This window comes from Streptomyces odontomachicola, assembly GCF_039605595.1.
In the GTDB taxonomy this organism is placed as follows: Bacteria; Actinomycetota; Actinomycetes; order Streptomycetales; family Streptomycetaceae; genus Streptomyces.
Map to the genome: position 1 here is coordinate 1 of NZ_JBCFOK010000019.1, position 19,704 is coordinate 19,704.

General features: G+C 72.5%; 15 protein-coding genes. 8 read left to right on the forward strand and 7 right to left on the reverse strand.

Features of this window, described 5'->3' with window-relative positions; genetic code table 11:
* Positions 1–507: 507 nt before the first annotated feature.
* The gene (gene speB, locus ABEE00_RS29375) at positions 508–1,488 is read right to left on the reverse strand and encodes an agmatinase (protein ID WP_345748764.1); all 981 of its coding nucleotides are present in this window, start codon (positions 1,486–1,488) and stop codon (positions 508–510) included.
* A 194-nt stretch (positions 1,489–1,682) separates the two neighbouring features.
* On the opposite strand from speB, the gene ABEE00_RS29380 reads away from it, so the two are divergent.
* A complete protein-coding gene (locus ABEE00_RS29380) occupies positions 1,683–2,483 on the forward strand; it encodes a phosphatase (RefSeq protein ID WP_345748765.1) in 801 nt (266 codons plus the stop codon).
* A gap of 180 nt (positions 2,484–2,663) precedes the next feature.
* On the opposite strand, the gene ABEE00_RS29385 is transcribed toward ABEE00_RS29380, so the two are convergent.
* From ABEE00_RS29385 to ABEE00_RS29400, 4 genes are all read right to left on the reverse strand, one after another.
* On the reverse strand, positions 2,664–3,638 hold the full coding sequence (locus ABEE00_RS29385) for a cation diffusion facilitator family transporter (RefSeq protein WP_345748766.1): 975 nt from the start codon (positions 3,636–3,638) through the stop codon (positions 2,664–2,666).
* A gap of 20 nt (positions 3,639–3,658) precedes the next feature.
* A complete protein-coding gene (gene tesB / locus ABEE00_RS29390; protein WP_345748767.1) occupies positions 3,659–4,561 on the reverse strand; it encodes an acyl-CoA thioesterase II in 903 nt (300 codons plus the stop codon).
* Between the two features lie 88 nt (positions 4,562–4,649).
* Positions 4,650–5,807: an acyl-CoA dehydrogenase family protein gene (locus ABEE00_RS29395; protein ID WP_345748768.1), complete on the reverse strand. Its 1,158-nt coding sequence runs from the start codon at positions 5,805–5,807 to the stop codon at positions 4,650–4,652.
* 173 nt (positions 5,808–5,980) lie between these two features.
* The gene (locus ABEE00_RS29400; protein WP_345748769.1) at positions 5,981–6,601 is read right to left on the reverse strand and encodes an SACE_7040 family transcriptional regulator; all 621 of its coding nucleotides are present in this window, start codon (positions 6,599–6,601) and stop codon (positions 5,981–5,983) included.
* Positions 6,602–6,826: 225 nt separating this feature from the next.
* Between ABEE00_RS29400 and ABEE00_RS29405 the strand changes: the two genes are divergently transcribed.
* The 5 genes from ABEE00_RS29405 to ABEE00_RS29425 all read left to right on the forward strand — a co-directional run bounded on the left by ABEE00_RS29405 (position 6,827) and on the right by ABEE00_RS29425 (position 14,369).
* Positions 6,827–8,443 (forward strand): carboxyl transferase domain-containing protein, encoded by a 1,617-nt coding sequence (locus tag ABEE00_RS29405; RefSeq protein ID WP_345748915.1) that lies wholly within the window; start codon positions 6,827–6,829, stop codon positions 8,441–8,443.
* Between the two features lie 204 nt (positions 8,444–8,647).
* On the forward strand, positions 8,648–10,834 hold the full coding sequence (locus ABEE00_RS29410; RefSeq protein ID WP_345748916.1) for an ATP-binding protein: 2,187 nt from the start codon (positions 8,648–8,650) through the stop codon (positions 10,832–10,834).
* A gap of 146 nt (positions 10,835–10,980) precedes the next feature.
* Positions 10,981–11,994 (forward strand): hydroxymethylglutaryl-CoA lyase, encoded by a 1,014-nt coding sequence (locus tag ABEE00_RS29415; protein ID WP_345748917.1) that lies wholly within the window; start codon positions 10,981–10,983, stop codon positions 11,992–11,994.
* A 184-nt stretch (positions 11,995–12,178) separates the two neighbouring features.
* Positions 12,179–13,348, forward strand: a complete 1,170-nt coding sequence (locus ABEE00_RS29420) for an acyl-CoA dehydrogenase family protein (protein WP_345748770.1) — start codon at positions 12,179–12,181, stop codon at positions 13,346–13,348.
* A 34-nt stretch (positions 13,349–13,382) separates the two neighbouring features.
* Positions 13,383–14,369, forward strand: coding sequence for a DUF4429 domain-containing protein (locus ABEE00_RS29425; RefSeq protein ID WP_345748771.1), 987 nt, complete (start codon positions 13,383–13,385; stop codon positions 14,367–14,369).
* A 39-nt stretch (positions 14,370–14,408) separates the two neighbouring features.
* Here the strand turns inward: ABEE00_RS29425 and ABEE00_RS29430 are convergent, their stop codons facing one another.
* Positions 14,409–16,013: a beta-N-acetylhexosaminidase gene (locus ABEE00_RS29430; RefSeq protein WP_345748772.1), complete on the reverse strand. Its 1,605-nt coding sequence runs from the start codon at positions 16,011–16,013 to the stop codon at positions 14,409–14,411.
* A gap of 278 nt (positions 16,014–16,291) precedes the next feature.
* Between ABEE00_RS29430 and ABEE00_RS29435 the strand changes: the two genes are divergently transcribed.
* On the forward strand, positions 16,292–16,570 hold the full coding sequence (locus ABEE00_RS29435) for a hypothetical protein (protein WP_345748773.1): 279 nt from the start codon (positions 16,292–16,294) through the stop codon (positions 16,568–16,570).
* 122 nt (positions 16,571–16,692) lie between these two features.
* On the forward strand, positions 16,693–18,516 hold the full coding sequence (glmS, locus tag ABEE00_RS29440; protein ID WP_345748774.1) for a glutamine--fructose-6-phosphate transaminase (isomerizing): 1,824 nt from the start codon (positions 16,693–16,695) through the stop codon (positions 18,514–18,516).
* Positions 18,517–18,885: 369 nt separating this feature from the next.
* Here glmS and ABEE00_RS29445 read toward each other — a convergent pair whose 3' ends face one another.
* Positions 18,886–19,416, reverse strand: coding sequence for a universal stress protein (locus ABEE00_RS29445; RefSeq protein ID WP_345748775.1), 531 nt, complete (start codon positions 19,414–19,416; stop codon positions 18,886–18,888).
* Positions 19,417–19,704 lie beyond the last annotated feature (288 nt).

Consider the following 19,704-nt stretch of genomic DNA (forward strand, 5'->3'; position numbering starts at 1 on the left):
GTATTGCCGGGCGGGGGCGTGGTCCCCCGGGGGCGCCGCCGCGGAGACGGTTGAGGGACACGCGGGGGATAAAGGGCCGGCGGCGGCCCCGGGAGCGGCGAGCTCTCCGGGGCCGCCGCGGCCGACGTGGCGCCGGTGGATGCGTACGAGCGGGCACCCCCCACGAGGCCGGCTCAGTCGCCGTCATCCGACGCCCATCCCGCAGGATCGCGCACCGGAAGTCTGTCGAGGATCTGCACGGAATGCACATCCACCGAACAGAATTAGTAACGTTGTGTGTTAAAGAAGCTTCGCTTTGTTATCACCCGTGGCGCGTGTGGTGCCCTCCAACCCCCGGGCCCACCAGGGGAGTTGGCCGCGCGCCGGGGCCACGCGCGCAACGCGCCCCGTGAAAGGCCCGCTACGACACACGGCGAACACGGCCGGAAACCGTACGGTGACGCACCGGAGCGCCCCGCCGTACGGCACGGCTCGGCTTCCCTGTCCGGCTCGGCTTCCCTGTCCGTCTCAGCTTCCGTTCTCGCGGGAGGCCGCGATCTGCCGGGACATCAGCGTGGTCAGCTCGTACGCGGTGTGCGAGGCGGCGACCGAGGTCATCTCGGCGTGGTCGTAGGCGGGCGAGACCTCCACCAGGTCCGCGGACACCAGGTTGCAGTCCGACAGGCCGCGCAGGATCTCCAGCAGCTCGCGCGAGGTGAGGCCGCCGGCCTCCGGGGTGCCGGTGCCGGGCGCGTGCGCCGGGTCCAGTACGTCGATGTCGATGGAGATGTAGAGCGGCCTGTTCCCGATCCGCTGCCGGAGCTGGTCGGCGACCTCGTCCACGCCGCGCCGCATCACGTCGGCCGAGGTGACGATGCCGAAGCCCATCTTCGCGTCGTCGTCCAGGTCCTTCTTGCCGTACAGCGGGCCGCGGGTGCCCACGTGCGAGACCGCCGAGGTGTCCAGCAGCCCCTCCTCGTGCGCCCTGCGGAAGGGGGTGCCGTGCGTGTACTCCGCGCCGAAGTAGGTGTCCCAGGTGTCCAGGTGCGCGTCGAAGTGCAGCAGCGCGACGGGTCCGTGCTTGCGCGCGACCGAGCGCAGCAGGGGCAGCGCGATGGTGTGGTCGCCGCCCAGCGTCATCAGGCGCGCGCCGCTGTCGAGGATGTCGTCGGCCGCGCCCTGCACGGTCTCGACGGCCTCCTCGATGTTGAACGGGTTCGCCGCGATGTCCCCGGCGTCGGCGACCTGCGCGAGCGCGAACGGCGAGGCGTCCTGCGCCGGGTTGTAGGGGCGCAGCAGCCGGGAGGCCTCGCGGATCGCGTTGCCGCCGAAGCGGGCGCCCGGCCGGTAGGAGACGCCGGTGTCGAAGGGCACACCGACGACCGCGACGTCCGTACGGCCGCCGACCTCGTCGAGGCGCGGCAGCCTGGCGAAGGTCGCGGGCCCGGCGAAGCGCGGCAGACGGGAGGAGTCGACGGGGCCACGGGGCTCAGGGTTCGGTGTGGTCATGGTGCGAGGTTAAGGGCCGTTTCCGGCGCGCCGTTTGGACGCCGCTGAGCATCCGGACAGCCCCTTTTCTCCACCGCGTCCAGTGACGGGGCGGCCCGCGGCCTCCGCGCCTACGGATTCCGTCGTCGCGCCCCTCGCACACGTGATCCCCGGTCCCGGCCACGGGCGGCTCCGGCGCGGGTGACAATGAGCCCATGCCCATATTCGCCGCAGCCGCCGCTCCCACCCGCTCCGAACTGACCGCACACCTGGTACGCACCCGGATCGCGGGCGACGTGGCCACCCCGCGGGACAACAACCTCTCGCACTACAGGAAGCTGTCGAACGGGGACCGCCACTACTGGCTGGGCCTGGAGCTGGGCGACCGCTGGCGGGACGAGCAGGACGTGCTCGCCGTGATGGCGGAGCGCTGCGGCGTCATGGACGACCCGCACCACCGCGAGGGCCAGGACACCATCGACCCCGAGCTGACCGTGGGCGCGCTGGACCGCGCCGCCTCCGAGCTGCGCAAGGCGGCGGAGGGACGGCTGCGGGTGCTGATGGCCACCGGGCACCCCGGAGCGCTGCTCGACATGCACGGCACGGTCGCCCGCGCCCTGGACGCCGCGGGCTGCGAGATCGTGCGGGTGCCGCTGGGGACGTACGCGGACGAGGGCGTGGTGGTCCAGTTCGCCGGGGTCGCCGCCTACGAACGGGGGGCGACGCTGTGGCACACCCACTCCCCCAACCCCATGCGGGAGACCCTCGACGCGCTGGAGCGCGCCGGCGAACCGCTGCCCGACCTGGTGATGGCGGACCACGGCTGGGCCGGCCACGCCGCGCAGCGCGGCATCACCACGATCGGCTTCGCGGACTGCAACGACCCCGCGCTCTTCTTGGGCGAGGCCGAGAACACCCTGGCGGTAGCGGTCCCCTTGGACGACCACGTACTGGACCCCCGCCATTACGAGCCGATGACGGCGTACCTGCTGGACGCGGCGGGCCTGCTGAACTAGACGCGAGCCCTAGCCCTCCCCACCGAGGTGTGGGCAATCGTTCCGCAGGGGCGAGGGGGTACCTCCCTGCTCGGAGCGGAGCCGGAGAGCTTGGGGGAGGGTGGGCACACCGGAACCGCACCCGCGAAGGGAACGCACCCCCGCACCTGCGCAGGCGGCAGTTCACCGCGCGGGGCGCGGTCACCCCGTACGCCGCTCCCCCGGCGCAGGGGTCGGATCAAGAAACACCCGCGTGACCGCGGGAAACCGCCGCCGCAGCAACCGCTCCCCCTCCTCGCACGCCCACTCCACCTCCGCGGCCGACGCCTGGTCCACGAAGTCCACCTTCGCCGCGACCAGCACCTCCCGCGGCCCCTGCACCAAGGTGACCAGCTCCAGCACCCCCCGTACATCCGCCAGCGCCAGCAGCTCGGCCCGCACCTCCTCCCGCATGCGCGGCGGCAGCGAACGCCCGATCAGCAGCGACGCGTTGCTGCGCCCGAGCGTCACGGCGACGTACACGAGCAGCGCCCCGATGCACAGCGAGGCGGCGCCGTCGTACACCCCGGACCCGGTGAGCTGCCCGCCCAGCAGTCCGGCGGCGGCCAGCAGCAGGCCGGCCAGCGCCGCCGAGTCCTCCATGACGACGGCCTTCACCGCGGTGTCGGGCGTGTGCCGCAGGTAGTACCGCGGCGACACCCCGAACCTGGCCGCCTCGCCGCGCAGTTGGCGCCGCCCCTGGAGCAGCGAGGCGCCCTCCAGTACGAAGGCGAGCGCGAGCACCACGTACGAGACGACCGGGCTGCCCGGTTCCTCACCGTGCGCGAGGGTGTGGATCCCGTCGTAGAAGGCGAAGACCGCGCCGCCCACGAAGGTCGCGACGGAGGCGAGCATCGCCCAGATGTAGCGCTCGTTGCCGTACCCGAGCGGATGCTCCTCGTCGGCCGGCCGGTCGGCCCGCTTCAGCGAGGTGAGCAGCAGCACCTCGGTCACGGTGTCGGCCACCGAGTGCGCCGCCTCGGAGAGCATCGCGCTGGACCCGCTGACCACGCCGCCCACCGCCTTGGCCGCGGCGATGCCGAGATTGGCGAGCCCGGCGATCACGACGGTCGTGGTGCTCTCGGCGCTCTCGGGCCGCTGATCCTGCTCCGGACGCGACTCCTGCCCCTGCTCCATAGCTGGGCAGTATGCCCGATTTACCCCTTGGTCTCCGCTTCACCCCACGGCACCCGCACGACCCCCTCCTGGATCACCGACACCGCGAGCCTGCCGTCCCTGGTGAAGATCCGACCCCGCGCGAGCCCCCTGCCGCCCTGCGAGGTCGGGCTCTCCTGGTCGTACAGCAGCCACTCGTCGGCGCGGAACGGGCGGTGGAACCACATCGCGTGGTCCAGGCTCGCGCCCACCACGTCGCCGACCGCCCAGCCGCCCCTGCCGTGCGCCAGCAGCACCGAGTCCAGCAGCGACATGTCGGAGACGTACGTGGCGAGGCAGATGTGCAGGGTGGGGTCGTCGAGTTCGCCGTCCAGCTTGCCGTCGGTGCGGAACCACACCTGGGAACGGGGTTCCCGCGGCTCCCCCACGCTGCCCCACGGCGGCTGCTCCACGTACCGCAGATCCACCGCGCCGCGCGCCCGCAGCATCCGCCGCGGCACGTCCGGGTCGCGGAAGAGGTGCGCGTAGCGCGGCAGCACCTCCTCGGCGGTGGGCAGCGTCTCCGGGTCCGGCGCCTCCGGCATCGGCTCCTGGTGCTCCATGCCCTCCTCATGCGCCTGGAAGGAGGCGGAGAGGTGGAAGATCGGCTGGCCGTGCTGCACCGCGACCACCCGGCGCGTGGTGAACGACCTGCCGTCCCTGATCCGGTCCACGGTGTAGACGATCCGGGCGCCCGGGTCGCCGGCCCGCAGGAAGTAGGCGTGCAGCGAGTGCGGCAGCCGCCCCTCGGGCACCGTGCGGCAGGCGGCGACCAGCGCCTGCGCCGCCACCTGCCCGCCGAAGACCCGGGGGACGACGGACGCGCGGCTGTCGCCGCGGAAGATGTCCTCCTCGACCTTCTCCAGATCCAGCAGGCCGAGGAGGGACGTCAGTTCGTTGCTCATGGGGCGGATTGTGCACGCCCCGGGCTACCAGCGGTTACGGCGAAGATCACACCCGGCGAATCCCGGTGGTCCGCTGCCCCGTGAGCCTTCACAGCCCCATCGACTTCGCGACGATGGACCGCATGACCTCGCTGGTCCCGCCGTAGATGCGCGAGACGCGGGTGTCCGCGTAGAGGTTGGCGATCGGGTACTCCAGCATGTAGCCGTAGCCGCCGTGCAGTTGGAGGCACCGGTCGATGACCTTCGCCGCCAGCTCGGTGGTGAACAGCTTCGCCGAGGCCGCGTCCGCCGGGGTCAGCTCGCCCGCGTCCAGCGCCTCCAGCGCCCGGTCCACCACGGCCTGCATGGCGTCCACGTCCGCCTTGCAGTCGGCCAGCACGAACTTGGTGTTCTGGAAGGAGGCGACCTCCTTGCCGAACACCGTCCGCTCCTTGGTGTACTCGTGCGCGAAGCGGACCGCCGCCGCCGACTGCGCGTACGCGCCGATGGCGATGCCCAGGCGCTCCTGCGGCAGGTTCTGCCCGAGGTACGAGAAGGCCTTGCCCTCCTCGCCGAGCAGGTCCTCGACCGGCACCTTGACGTCGGTGAAGGAGAGCTCGGCGGTGTCCGAGGCGCGCAGCCCGAGCTTGTCGAGCTTCCGGCCGACCGCGTACCCCTCGCTCTTCGCGTCCACGACCAGGAGCGTGATGCCGCCGCGGCGGTCCTCCGGGGTGGGCGGCGCGGTGCGGGCGCACACGATGACGCGGTCGGCCTGGACTCCACCCGTGATGAAGGTCTTCGCGCCGTTGAGGATGTAGTGCGTGCCGTCCTCGGACAGCTTCGCCGTGGTCTTCATGCCCGCGAGGTCGGAGCCGGTGCCCGGCTCGGTCATCGCGATCGCGGTCATCATCTCGCCGGACACGAAGGACGGCAGCCAGCGCTTCTTCTGCTCCTCGCTGCCGTACTTGAGGATGTACGGGAGGCAGAGCGCGGTGTGCACGCTGGACCCGCCGAAGCTGACGCCCGCGCGGGCGCACTCCTCGGTGATCACCGCGTTGAACTTGAAGCTGGACTCGCCCGCGCCGCCGTACTCCTCGGGCACCTCGATCCCGAAGACGCCCAGCTCGCCGAGCTTCTTGTACAGCTCGCGGGGCACGTAGCCCTGCTCCTGCCACTGCGGGTAGTAGGGGGCGACCTCGGCCTCGATGAAGTCGCGGATCGTCCGCCGGAAAGCCTCGTGGTCCTCGTTGAACACCGTGCGCCGCACTGCCTGCCTCCTCAACTCCCGCGCGAGCTACCGCGCGCCTGGGCTCCCGCGCCATATCTAAGCGCTTGCTCAGAGCGCTCGCGTCAAGCTACCCGTGGGTCAGCCGGGCTGTCCATAGCGGCGTACGGCGTACGACACCCGTGTCCCACGGCGGGCCGCCCCGCGGCGCACCGTCACGGAGCGGGCGCGGCCGCCGCGGCGAGGGCGCCCCGCGCGAGGCGGTGCAGCAGCGCGGCCGTGGTCTCCCGGTCGGGCAGCGAGGAGGGGCCGCTGAGGTGCGGCGTGGAGTTGAGGAGCCCGAAGACCGTGTGCACCGAGACCCGCGCCTCCAGCTCGGTCAGGTCCCGATAGACCTTCCGCACGGCGTCCACCCACAGCTCCACGTACTGCCGCTGGAGCTTGCGCACCTGCTTGCGGTCGCTGTCCCGCAGCCGGTCCAGCTCCCGGTCGTGCAGGGTGATCAGCGCGCGGTCGTCCAGCGCGAAGTCGATGTGCCCGGCGATCAGCGCGTCCAGCGCGGCCGACGCGGTGCGCCCCGCCGCGGAGGACTCCTCGACCCGCATGCGTCCGCCCTCGTGCAGCCGCTCGCTGATCCCCACCAGCAGCTCGGCGAGCATCGCGTCCTTGCCGGCGAAGTGCCGGTAGAGCCCCGGACCGCTGATGCCGACGGCGGCCCCTATCTCATCGACGCCCACCCCGTGGAAGCCGCGCTCGGCGAACAGCCGGGCCGCCTCGCGGAGGATCTGCTCGCGGCGCGTGGTGGCCGCGGCGCCGGCCCCCGTTCTCGTACTCATGAATTCATTCTAGACAGCGGAGTTAGCGGGCGTTAACCTGGCTGCAGTAGGTTAACGAGCGCTAACGGGCGGTGGCCGTCGAAGGCCCCGCGACCGGGCGTTCGCCACTCGCTCAGTGCGTATTCGCAGCAAGGGGGCTCGGGACGGATGGACGGAACGACCGCAGGGCGGACGGAGTTCGCCGTGGACGCAGCGGATCCCGCCGCCTTCCCGGACGCCGCGCCCGTGCTGGGCACCGGCGCCGACCCGGCCTCCGAGGAGTTCGCGGCGAATGAGGCCGCGCACCGCGAGCTGGCGGGAGAGCTGCGCGAGCGGCTGGCCGCCGCGCGGCTCGGCGGCGGGGAGAAGGCCAGAGCACGGCACACCGCGCGCGGAAAGCTGCTGCCCAGGGACAGGGTGGACGCGCTGCTCGACCCCGGCTCGCCCTTCCTGGAGCTGGCGCCTTTGGCCGCCGAGGGGATGTACGAGGGCGCGGCGCCCTCCGCCGGAGTGATCGCGGGCATCGGCAGGGTCGCGGGCCGCGAGGTGGTGGTCGTCGCCAATGACGCCACGGTCAAGGGCGGCACCTATTACCCGATGACGGTCAAGAAGCATCTGCGCGCCCAGCAGGTCGCGTTGGAAAACCGGCTGCCGTGCGTCTATCTCGTCGACTCCGGCGGCGCGTTCCTGCCGATGCAGGACGACGTCTTCCCCGACCGCGACCACTTCGGCCGCATCTTCTACAACCAGGCCACCATGTCAGCGCAGGGCATCCCGCAGGTCGCCGCCGTCCTCGGGTCCTGCACGGCGGGCGGCGCCTATGTGCCCGCGATGAGCGACGAGGCCGTGATCGTGCGCGGCCAGGGCACCATCTTCCTGGGCGGCCCGCCGCTGGTGAAGGCCGCGACCGGCGAGGTGGTGACCGCCGAGGAGCTGGGCGGCGGCGAGGTGCACAGCCGCGTCTCCGGTGTCACCGACCACCTCGCCGAGGACGACGCGCACGCGCTGCGCCTGGTGCGCGGCATCGCGGGGACACTGCCCGCGCGCGGCCCGGCGCCGTGGACGGTGCGCCAGGCCGAGGAGCCCGCGGTCGACCCCGCGGGGCTGTATGGCGCGGTGCCGGTCGACTCCCGCACGACGTATGACGTGCGCGAGGTGATCGCGCGCGTGGTGGACGGCTCCCGCTTCCACGAGTTCAAGGCGGAGTACGGCACCACGCTGGTCACCGGCTTCGCGCGGATCCAGGGCCACCCGGTCGGCATCGTCGCCAACAACGGCATCCTCTTCTCCGAATCCGCCCAGAAGGGCGCCCACTTCATCGAGCTGTGCGACCAGCGCGGCATCCCCCTCCTCTTCCTGCAGAACATCTCGGGCTTCATGGTCGGCAAGGACTACGAGGCGGGCGGCATCGCCAAGCACGGCGCCAAGATGGTCACCGCCGTGTCCACCACCCGCGTGCCCAAGCTGACCGTGGTGATCGGCGGTTCGTATGGCGCGGGCAACTACTCGATGTGCGGCCGGGCCTACGGCCCCCGCTTCCTGTGGATGTGGCCCAACGCCAAGATCTCGGTGATGGGCGGCGAGCAGGCCGCCTCGGTGCTGGCCACCGTCAAGCGCGACCAGATGGAGGCGCGCGGCGAGGAGTGGAGCGCCGAGGAGGAGGAAGCCTTCCGCGCCCCGGTCCGCGCGCAGTATGAGGAGCAGGGCAACGCCTATTACGCCACCGCGCGCCTGTGGGACGACGGCGTGATCGACCCGCTGGAGACCCGCCAGGTGCTGGGCCTGGCACTGACCGCCTGCGCCAACGCCCCGCTGCCCGAGCGCGATCCGTCGGCGCCCGGCTTCGGCGTCTTCCGGATGTGAACGGCGTGGGCGGCATGAGCAGCTACGACGCCATGAGCGGCGATGACGTCATGGGCAGCGACGACGCCGTGCGCAGCCACGCCGGGGTGCGCGGTACGGGTATGAGGCGCGGTCCCGGTGCCGCGCGACCCGAGGGCCGGTGCGGGGCTCGGGGCACAGGGCGAGGACGGGTGAAGGGGGCGGACCGTGAAGGGGTTTGAGGCGATGTTCGACACCGTGCTGGTGGCCAACCGCGGCGAGATCGCGGTGCGGGTGATCCGTACGCTGCGCGCGCTGGGCATCCGCTCGGCCGCCGTGTTCAGCGACGCGGACGCGGACGCCCGCCATGTGCGGGAGGCCGACACCGCGGTGCACATCGGCCCCGCGCCGGCCGCCGAGAGCTATCTCTCCGCCGAGCGGCTGCTGTCGGCCGCGCGCCGCTGCGGCGCCCAGGCCGTGCACCCGGGCTACGGCTTCCTCTCCGAGAACGCCGCCTTCGCACAGGCCTGTTCGGACGCGGGCCTCGCCTTCATCGGCCCGCCGCCCGAGGCCATCGCGCTGATGGGCGACAAGATCCGCGCCAAGGAGACGGTGCGCGCGGCGGGCGTCCCCGTGGTGCCGGGCTCCTCCGGCAGCGGCCTGGACGACGCCCAACTCACCGAGGCCGCACGGGAGATCGGCACCCCAGTGCTGCTCAAGCCCTCGGCCGGCGGCGGCGGCAAGGGCATGCGGCTGGTGCGGGACGCCGCCGCGCTGCCGGACGAGATCGCCGCGGCGCGCCGCGAGGCCCGCGGCTCCTTCGGCGACGACACCCTGCTGGTGGAGCGGTGGATCGACCGCCCGCGGCACATCGAGATCCAGGTGCTCGCCGACGGCCACGGCACGGTGCTGCACCTCGGCGAGCGCGAGTGCTCGCTCCAGCGCCGCCACCAGAAGATCGTCGAGGAGGCCCCCAGCCCGCTGCTGGACGAGGCCACCCGCGCCGCGATGGGCGAGGCCGCGGTCCGCGCGGCCCGGTCCTGCGGCTATCGGGGCGCGGGCACGGTGGAGTTCATCGTCCCCGGCGACGACCCCTCGGCCCACTACTTCATGGAGATGAACACCCGCCTCCAGGTCGAGCACCCGGTCACCGAGATGATCACCGGCCTCGACCTGGTGGAGTGGCAGATCTGGGTCGCCGCGGGGGCTCAACTCCCCTTCGCCCAGGACGACATCACGCTCGACGGCCACGCCGTGGAGGCCCGCATCTGCGCCGAGACCGCGCGCGCCGCGGCCGACGGCAGCCGGGTCGACTTCCTGCCCTCGGCCGGCACGGTCCTGCTGCTCCGCGAGCCCGGAGGCGAGCCGGGCGGAGCGGCGGGCGGTGCGGGCGGCGCGGCGGGGTCCGGCCAGAGCGTGCGGCCCGGCTCCGTGGGCACCGGCTCCGCACGCGCCGGCTCCGCGCAGCCCGACTCCGTACGCACCGACTCGGGCCTCTCCGAGGGCTCCGAGGTGGGCACCACCTACGACCCCATGCTCTCCAAGGTGATCGCGCACGGCCCCGACCGCGCCACCGCGCTGCGCCGGCTGCGCGCCGCGCTCGCCGGCACCGCTGTGCTGGGCGTGGACACCAACGCCGGTTTCCTGCGCCGCCTGCTGGCGCTCCCCGAGGTGGCCTCGGGCGAGCTCGACACCGGCCTCGTGGACAGGACCGCCGCCTCCCTCCTGCCCTCCGGGGTGCCCGACGAGGTGCTGGCCGCCGCCGCGCTGCTGCGGCACGCCGCGCTGGAGCCGCCGCGGGAGGGCTGGACCGACCCGTTCTCGGTGCCCTCGGGCTGGCGCATGGGCGGCGAGCCGGCGCGGACCCCGCACACGCTGCGCGCCCCGGGCCACGACCCGGTGACCGTGTTGGTACGAGGCCGTGCGCGGGACGCCGAGGTCCTGATCGGCGAGGAGGGTGCCTCGGTCACGGCGCGGCTGGCCGGCAGCGGCGAACCGGGCACGGTCCGCCTGGAGTTCGACGGCGTCCTCCACACCTTCGTGTACGCCGCCTCGCCGGACGGCTGGTGGCTCGGCAGAGACGGCGACGGCTGGCACCTCCAGGACCACGACCCCGTGGCGGCCGCCCTGCGCGGCGCGGCGGGCGCACACGGCGCCGACGCGCTGACCGCTCCCATGCCGGGCACCGTGACGGTGGTCAAGGCCGCGGTCGGCGACGAAGTGACGGCGGGCCAGAGCCTGCTGGTGGTCGAGGCGATGAAGATGGAGCACGTCATCACCGCCCCGCACGACGGCACCGTGCTGGAGCTGGACGTGACCTCGGGCAGCACGGTCGCCATGGACCAGGTGCTGGCGGTGGTCGAGCCGCACGCGACCGGCGCTTCCGTCACTCCGGACGAGACCGGGAGCCCTCAGGAGGGAGAGCCCTCATGACCGACCGCGACACACACGCCGACAGCGGCGCCCGCGCAGGCCATGACGCCCGCGCCGACAGCGGCTCCCGCACCGGCCACACGGAGCACGCCGGCGGCGCCGCACACGCCGACCGCGTCCAGGACGCCCCCGTCCCCGGGCTCCCCATGGAGGTTCCCGGCGAGGGGCTGCCCTCCGAGGTGCGCATCCACGAGGTGGGGCCGCGCGACGGCCTGCAGAACGAGGCGGAGACCGTCCCCGTCGAGGTGAAGGCCGAGTTCATCCACCGGCTGCGCGCCGCGGGCCTGACCACCATCGAGGCCACCAGCTTTGTGCACCCCAAGTGGGTTCCGCAGCTGGCCGACGCGGAGCAGCTGATGCCGCTCCTCGCGGACCTCCCCGAGGACACGGCCCTGCCCGTCCTCGTGCCGAACGAGAAGGGCGCCGAGCGCGCCGCCGCACACGGCTGCCGGTACATCGCCGTCTTCGCCAGCGCCACCGAGTCCTTCGCGCGCGCCAATCTCAACCGCTCGCTGGACGAGTCCCTGGCGATGTTCGAGCCCGTGGTCTCCCGCGCCGCGCGGGAGGGCGTGCGGGTGCGCGGCTATCTCTCCATGTGCTTCGGCGACCCGTGGGAGGGCCCTGTCCCCGTCGAGCAGGTGGTGCGGGTGTGCCGCGCGCTGCTGGAGATGGGCTGCGGGGAGCTGAGCCTGGGCGACACCATCGGCGTCGCCACCCCGGGCCACGTCGGCGCGCTGCTCTCCGCGCTGCGCGAGGCCGGTGTCCCCGCCGACCGCCTCGCCCTGCACTTCCACGACACCTACGGCCAGGCGCTCTCCAACACCCTCGCGGCGCTGCGGCACGGCGTCGCCACCGTGGACGCCTCGGCGGGAGGGCTGGGCGGCTGCCCGTACGCCAAGAGCGCCACCGGCAATCTCGCCACCGAGGACCTGGTGTGGATGCTCCGCGGCCTCGGTATCCGCACCGGCGTCGACCTGGGGCGGCTGGTCGCCACCAGCGTCTGGATGGCCGACCGCCTCGGCCGCCCCAGCCCCTCCCGCACGGTCCGCGCCCTCGCCGGGACGGGCGGCGCGAAGGCCACGGACAGCACGAAGGACACGGGCGGCGCGGCCGGCAGCACGGCCGGCGCGGACGGCACCCCCATATCCGAGGCCCCATGACGAGCAGCCACGAGACCGCGTGACGAGCGCGCCGTGACCGGGGGCGCCCCGTGACCGGGCATCCCGCAGCGCGACACCGCACCCCGCGTTCCGACACCGCAGCGCGGCATCGCACCACTCACCGTCCGGCGCCCGGCCCCCACAAGGACCGCCGGGAGCGCCCGGAGCAGAAGGAGCAGTGAGCATGTCCCTGGACCACCGCCTCTCATCCGAGCACGAGGAACTGCGGCGCACCGTGGAGCAGTTCGCCCACGACGTCGTCGCGCCCAAGATCGGCGAGTTCTACGAGCAGCACGCCTTCCCGTACGACATCGTTCACCAGATGGGCCAGATGGGCCTGTTCGGACTGCCCTTCCCTGAGGAGTACGGCGGGATGGGCGGGGACTATCTCGCCCTCTGCCTCGCCCTGGAGGAGCTGGCCAGGGTGGACTCCTCGGTGGCCATCACCCTGGAGGCCGGGGTGTCCCTGGGGGCCATGCCGGTGTTCAGGTTCGGCACCGAGGAGCAGAAGCGGGAGTGGCTGCCGCGGCTGTGTTCCGGCGAGATCCTGGGCGCCTTCGGCCTGACGGAGCCGGAGTGCGGCTCGGACGCGAGCGGCACCCGCACCACGGCCGTACGCGACGAGAGCACCGGCGAGTGGGTGATCAACGGCGCCAAGTCCTTCATCACCAACTCCGGCACGGACATCACGGGCCTGGTCACGGTCACCGCCGTCACCGGCCGCAAGGAGAGCGGCGCGCCCCGCATCTCCACGATCATCGTGCCCTCCGGCACCCCGGGCTTCACGGTGGCCCCGGCGTATTCCAAGGTCGGCTGGAACGCCTCGGACACCCACGAGCTCTCCTTCGACGACGTCCGCGTGCCCGCCGGGAATCTGCTGGGCGAAGAGGGCCGCGGATACGCCCAGTTCCTGCGGATACTCGACGAGGGCAGGATCGCCATCGCCGCGCTGGCCACCGGCCTCGCGCAGGGCTGTGTGGACGAGTCCGTGACGTATGCCAACACCCGCAAGGCCTTCGGCAAGGCCATCGGGGAGAACCAGGCCATCCAGTTCAAGCTGGCCGACATGGAGATGCGCGCCCACACCTCGCGCATCGCCTGGCGCGACGCGGCGTCCCGGCTCCTCGCCGGCGAGCCCTTCAAGAAGCAGGCGGCGCTGGCCAAGCTGTACTCCTCGGAGAGCGCGGTCACCAACGCCCGCGAGGCCACCCAGGTCCACGGCGGCTACGGCTTCATGAACGAGTATCCGGTGGCCCGCATGTGGCGCGACTCCAAGATCCTGGAGATCGGCGAGGGCACCAGCGAGGTCCAGCGCATGCTGGTGGCACGGGAGTTGGGGGTGCCGCAGACCTGACCACGCCCGCCGGGGCAACCGGCATAATCTGGGCATGGCGGAAATCATCCAGCGCGCCGGGACGTGGACCTTCGACGGTGACACCGTGCGGATCGTGCCGGGCGTCGAGCGGCATGTGGCCCCGCTGCGCAAGACGCTGGGCGAGGTCGCGGTGCCGCTCGCGGCCATCGCGGGAATCGCCTTCGAGCCGGGCCGCAAGGGCGGCAGGCTGCGCCTGCGGCTGCGGGACGGCGCCGACCCGCTGTCCCAAGTCGCGGGCGGGCGGCTGCCGGACGCCTCCGATCCGTATCAGCTGGCCGTGGAGAAGGACCGCACGGGCGTCGCCGAGTATTTCGTCGACGAGGTGCGCAACGCCCTTCTCCTGGAGGAGGTGCCCGAGGGCCGCTGCGCGCGCTATCTGCTGCCGGGCCCCTCCGTTCCGCTCACCGCCAACGGCACGGACGGCTCCGCCTTCTTCGACGGCGAGCGCATACACCTCGAGTGGAATTGGATGGCCGAGGAGAGCAAGACCCACGCGGGCCCGCGCACCTTCACCCTCCAGGAGCTCGACGGCATCGAGTGGACCCCCGCGATCGGCTGGGAGAACGGCAGCCTCCGCATCCGCCCCAAGGGCAAGCAGCCCGCGCTCAAGCCGCAGCACGACCCCAACTGCCTGCTGCTGTGGGGTGTGCGCCAGGCGCGGGAGACCGGCGGTTCGGTGCTGCTGGCCGCCGCCGTGGTGGCCCGCCTCCCGCACCCGCACGCGCAGCACCCGCACGCCCCCGCGGACTCCGGGCCCGCCGCCGACGGCCACCTCCCCGTCCCGCTCCAGACCGACGCCGCGGGCTCCGGGGACGCCGGCGCGGTGGGCCAGGGGGACAAGGAGGCGGCCTCGTACGGCGATCACCGCGCCGGCGGCGGCGAGTCCGACCACGACGTGCTGCTGCGGCGGCTGCGCGAGCTCGGCGAGCTGCACAAGGGCGGGGTGCTCACGGACGACGAGTTCGCGATGGCCAAGAAGTCGGTGCTGGACCAGTTCTGACCGCCCGCGCCCAGCGCCCAGCGCCCAGCGCCCCAACCCTCACTGTCCTGACCAGGGGATCTCCGGCGACCTGTAGTAGGTGATCCCCAACTCCTCCCAGCGCGGCGCCTGTTCGGCGATGCGCTGCCGGTAGTCATCCCAGCCGGTGCGGTCGGCGCGTGACCAGCCCAGTTCCGCGATGCCCGGCAGCCGCGGGAAGGCCATGTAGTCGATCTGGTCGTTCCGCTCCAGCGTCTCGGTCCACATCGGCGCCTCCACCCCCAGCACCGCCTCACCGGGAGCGCCCTGCACATAGCTGCCCGGATCCCAGTCGTAGGACTGCCGCGCCTCCACGTACCCGGCCCAACTCAGGCCGTAGGGCGTGTCCTTGTTGTATTTCATGTCCATGTAGGCGCGGTTGGCCGGCGAGAGGATCAGCCGGGTGCCCCTCTTGGCGGCGTCCACGACCTCCTTCTCCTTGCCGGTCGTGCCCCAGTACTGCGCCACCGCGCCCTTCACCGGCTCGGCCCCGGTGATCTGGTGCCAGCCGACGACGGTCTTCCCGTACTTCCGCACCGTCCGCTGCGCCCGCGCCATGAACGCCGCGTAGTCCTCGTGGCTCGTCGCGTGCGCCTCGTCGCCGCCGATGTGCAGATAGCGCCCGGGCGTCAGCGCCGCGATCTCCCGTACGACGTCGTCCACGAAGTCGTACGTGATCTCCTTCTTCACGCACAGCGAGCTGAAGCCGACCTCGGTGCCGGTGTAGAGCGGCGGCGCCTTCCCGTCGCAGTTCAGCGCGGCGTACGAGGCGAGCGCGGCGTTCGTGTGCCCCGGCATGTCGATCTCCGGCACCACGGTGAGATGCCGCTCGGCGGCGTACCGGACGATCTCCCGGTACTGACTCTTGGTGTAGTAGCCGCCCTTGCCCCCGCCGACCTCCGTGCTGCCCCCGTACGAGGCGAGCCGCGGCCAGGAGTCGAGCGCGATCCGCCAGCCCTGGTCGTCCGAGAGGTGCAGGTGCAGCTTGTTGACCTTGTAGAGCGCGAGGTGGTCGATGTACCGCTTGACCTGGTCCGCCTCCAGGAAGTGGCGGGAGACGTCCAGCATCGCGCCGCGGTACGGATAGCGGGGCCGGTCCGTGATGGTGCCGCCCGCCACCCGCCAGGGCCCGGGCCGCTTCGACCGCGCCTCGGCCTCGGCCGGCAGGAGCTGCCGCAGCGTCTGCACCCCGTGGAAGAGCCCGGCGCCTGTCGGCGCGGCGATGTCCACGGAGCGGCGGTCCACCGCGAGGCGGTAGCCCTCGTCGCCGAGCCGCGCCCGTTCCGCGCCGCCGCGGGTCAGCCGCAGCCGGATGCCGTCGGGGCCAGGGCGCGAGGTGACCGGCAGCCGGTAGCCGGTCGAGGGCCGCAGCAGCGCGGCGAGCTGCTCCCCCGCCCTGCGCGCCGCCGCGGAGTCCCCGCTCACCCGGATCGGGGTCCGCTCCCCCACCGAGAAGCCGGGGCCGCCCTGCCGCACCGAGGCGGGTGCGGGCACCACCCGGTCCAGCGGCCGCGGCGCGCCCGCACTCTCGCGTACGCCCCCGTCGCCCGGCGCCGCGAGCGCGGCTGCGGGAAGGGCCGCCGAGAGGAGCGCGGCGCAGAGAACCAACGGTCCGAGACGTCTCATGGGCGGTCCCTCCACGGGGTTCGTGCGGTCACGGGCTACGAACGTGGAACGTGGTGCGGTCGCGCGACCCACACAGGTACCGCGCGTCCCATCCCCGGTCAATGGGTGTAGACCACTCCCCGCCGGGGCCCGCGCCCAACCCGCCGGGCCCCCGTACGGCCGCCGGTCGAGCCAGTCCTCGACCGCTCATCACCGCTCATCCGGCCGTTCCACCCGCTTCCTGCCCGATATCGGGCAGATTTCTTGCGCTTCTCGGGCGGAGCCCCCAGTATCGACGGGTGCTCGAAGCCCGTACGCCCGTCCACGAGGACCTCATCGACCACCTGGTCCGCACCACGCCGCTGCAGCGCGGCGAGGCGGCCAGGGTGGTGCTCGACGTGCTCGCGTACTTCGACGAGACCACCGAGGAATTCGTCCGCCGCAGGCACCGCGAGCTGCGCTCTTCGGGCCTGCGGAACACGGAGATATTCGAGCGGATCTCCGCGGAGCTGCCGCACCGGGCCGTGGCGCCAGGGCCGCTCTCGCTCCGCCAGATCCGCCGGATCGTCTACGGATGACGGCGTACGGCCCAGACGCGCGACGCACGGAGTACGACGGCGTACGGCCGTGGACGAAGCCCCGGAATGCGACCAGTGAGACCGGCGGTTGACGACCGGACGAGGGAGAGGCAGCAACCAGCATGTGCGGAATCGTGGGATACATCGGCAAGCGTGAGGTGGCTCCGCTCCTGCTGGAGGGGCTCCAGCGTCTGGAGTACCGCGGCTACGACTCGGCGGGCATCGCCGTCCACAGCGGCACCGGCAAGAACGCGGGCCTGAAGACGGCGAAGACCAAGGGCCGGGTACGCGACCTGCGCGACCGCCTGCCCAAGCGCTTCTCCGGCACCACCGGCATCGCGCACACCCGCTGGGCCACCCACGGCGCCCCGAACGACGTGAACGCGCACCCGCACACCGACGCCGACGGGCGCACCGCCGTGGTGCACAACGGCATCATCGACAACGCCGCCGAGCTGCGCGCCAAACTGGCGGCCGACGGCGTGGAGTTCGTCTCCGAGACCGACACCGAGGTGCTGGCCCACCTCATCGGCCGCTCCCAGGCCGAGGACCTGGAGGGCAAGGTCCAGGAGGCGCTGCGGCACGTCGAGGGCACGTACGGCATCGCGGTGCTGCACGCCGACTTCCCCGACCGCATCGTGGCGGCCCGCAACGGCTCGCCCGTGATCCTCGGCATCGGCGAGCGCGAGATGCTGGTGGCCTCCGACATCGCCGCGCTGGTCGCGCACACCCGCCAGGTCGTCACCCTGGACGACGGCGAGATGGCCACCATCACCGCCGGCGACTACCGCACGTACACCACCGAGGGCTCCCGCACCTCCGCTTCCCCCGAGACCGTGGAGTGGGCCGCGGAGTCCTGGGACATGAACGGCCACGACACGTACATGCACAAGGAGATCGCCGAGCAGGCCGACGCCGTGGACCGGGTGCTGCGCGGCCGCATCGACGACCGCTTCGCGACCGTGCACCTGGGCGGCCTCAACCTGGACGCGCGGGAGGCCCGCAGCATGCGCCGGGTCAAGATCCTCGGCTGCGGCTCGGCGTACCACGCGGGCATGATCGGGGCGCAGTTGATCGAGGAGCTGGCGCGCGTCCCCGCTGACGCCGAGCCCGCCAGCGAGTTCCGCTACCGCAACCCGGTCGTCGACCCCGACACCCTCTACATCGCGGTCAGCCAGTCCGGCGAGACCTACGACACCCTGGCGGCCGTGCAGGAGCTCAAGCGCAAGGGCGCCCGCGTCCTCGGCGTCGTGAACGTCGTGGGCTCCGCCATCGCCCGCGAGGCCGACGGCGGCATGTACGTGCACGCGGGCCCCGAGGTCTGCGTCGTCTCCACCAAGTGCTTCACCAACACCGCCGTGGCCTTCGGCCTGCTGGCCCTGCACCTGGGCCGCATCAGGGACCTCTCGGTCGCCGACGGCAAGCGCGTGATCGAGGGCCTGCGCCGGCTGCCCGCGCAGATCGCCGAGGTCATGGAGTCCGAGCCGGAGATCGAGAAGCTCGCCGCCGAGTACGCGAAGGCGAAGAGCATGATGTTCGTGGGCCGCGTGCGGGGCTACCCCGTCGCCCGCGAGGCATCGCTCAAGCTCAAGGAGGTCTCCTACATCCACGCCGAGGCCTACCCGGCCTCCGAGCTCAAGCACGGCCCGCTGGCCCTCATCGAGCCCGCCGTGCCGACCGTCGCGATCCTCCCCGACGACGATCTGCTCGACAAGAACCGCGCCACCCTGGAGGAGATCAAGGCCCGCAGCGGCCGGATCCTCGCCGTGGCGCACAAGGAGCAGGAGAAGGCCGACCACACGCTCGTGGTCCCGCAGAACGAGCCGGAGCTCGACCCCATCCTGATGGGCATCCCGCTCCAACTCCTCGCGTACCACACGGCGCTGGCCCTGGGCCGGGACATCGACAAGCCGCGCAACCTGGCCAAGTCCGTCACCGTGGAATGAGCCCGGGGGCCGTGGCGGGGACCTCGTAGCAGCACCGGGGCCCGGGGCAGGGGCCCTGTAACAAGGGGACAGAAGTATGGGCGGAATCCCGCGCAGGCCACCAACTGCGCGGGATTCCGCCTCCCCTGTGCCGGCGTCGCCCATTACGCCGGCGGGTGGGCTGCCGCGACGGGACCGTCACCTCCCGCCCGGCAGCTCGCCGTTCCGGCACCTGCTGTTCCGTATATGCCCATCACAAGCGCACAATCCACATCCCCCGCGGGGTGGATTTGCAGGGGTACGGGAGCGCCAACGGGGCGCAGGCGCAAGGGAGTTGAGCACGCGCACGCGCGGGGGAGGGAGCGTCGGGGAAGCGGGGCGCAGGGCCCGTCAGGGGATCACGACGACGGGGCGCTGCGCGCGCCGCGCCAGCCGCCCGGCGACCGAGCCGAAGATCCGGCCCACAAGGCCGTGCGTGGAGCCGACCACGATCGCGTCGGCCTCGTACTCCCTGCCGACCTCCTCGAGTTCGTGGCAGATGTCGCCGCCGCGCTCGACGAGGATCCAGGGGACGTCCGAGAGGTGCTCAGCACAGGCGAGTTCGAGTCCGAGCACCTCGGTGCGGTGGTCGGGTACGTCGACGAAGACCGGCGGCTCGCAGCCCGCCCACACCGTGGTGGGCAGCCTGTTGGCCACGTGCACGATGATCAGCCCGGAGCCCGACCTGAAGGCCATGCCGATGGCGTAGGCGAGGGCGCGCTCGCTGGAGGTGGAGCCGTCGAAGCCCACGACGACGCCGTGCTGGAACGCCGGGTCGCAGGAATGGCGCGCTTCTTCCGCAACCTCGGGAATCGCTGCCGCGTCATGCGGATCGGCGATCTGCCTGCGGTCCGCTGGTTCGGGGATCTCGTGTCCAGCCATGATGTCTCGGCGAAGGAGGCCTCTGTGCGGAGGAAACGGCGGTTGGCTTGTGCGCTCTCTCAGGCGATGCGGCGAGGGGTCTGACGGGTGCGGAACTCGGGATGACGACCGGGAAAAGCCTTGGCAATTCCCTACCCCAAGGGTACGGCGCTACTCCCCCCTTGCCCAGGGCCCGAGGGGGCGCCGCACGGGGCGTGGCGTTTCCCGAGAGCCGGAGCATGCCTCAGCGTGGGGCTTTGCGCAATGCCCGCCCATGCCCCTTACCAGTGACCGCGCACGGCGGCTCCG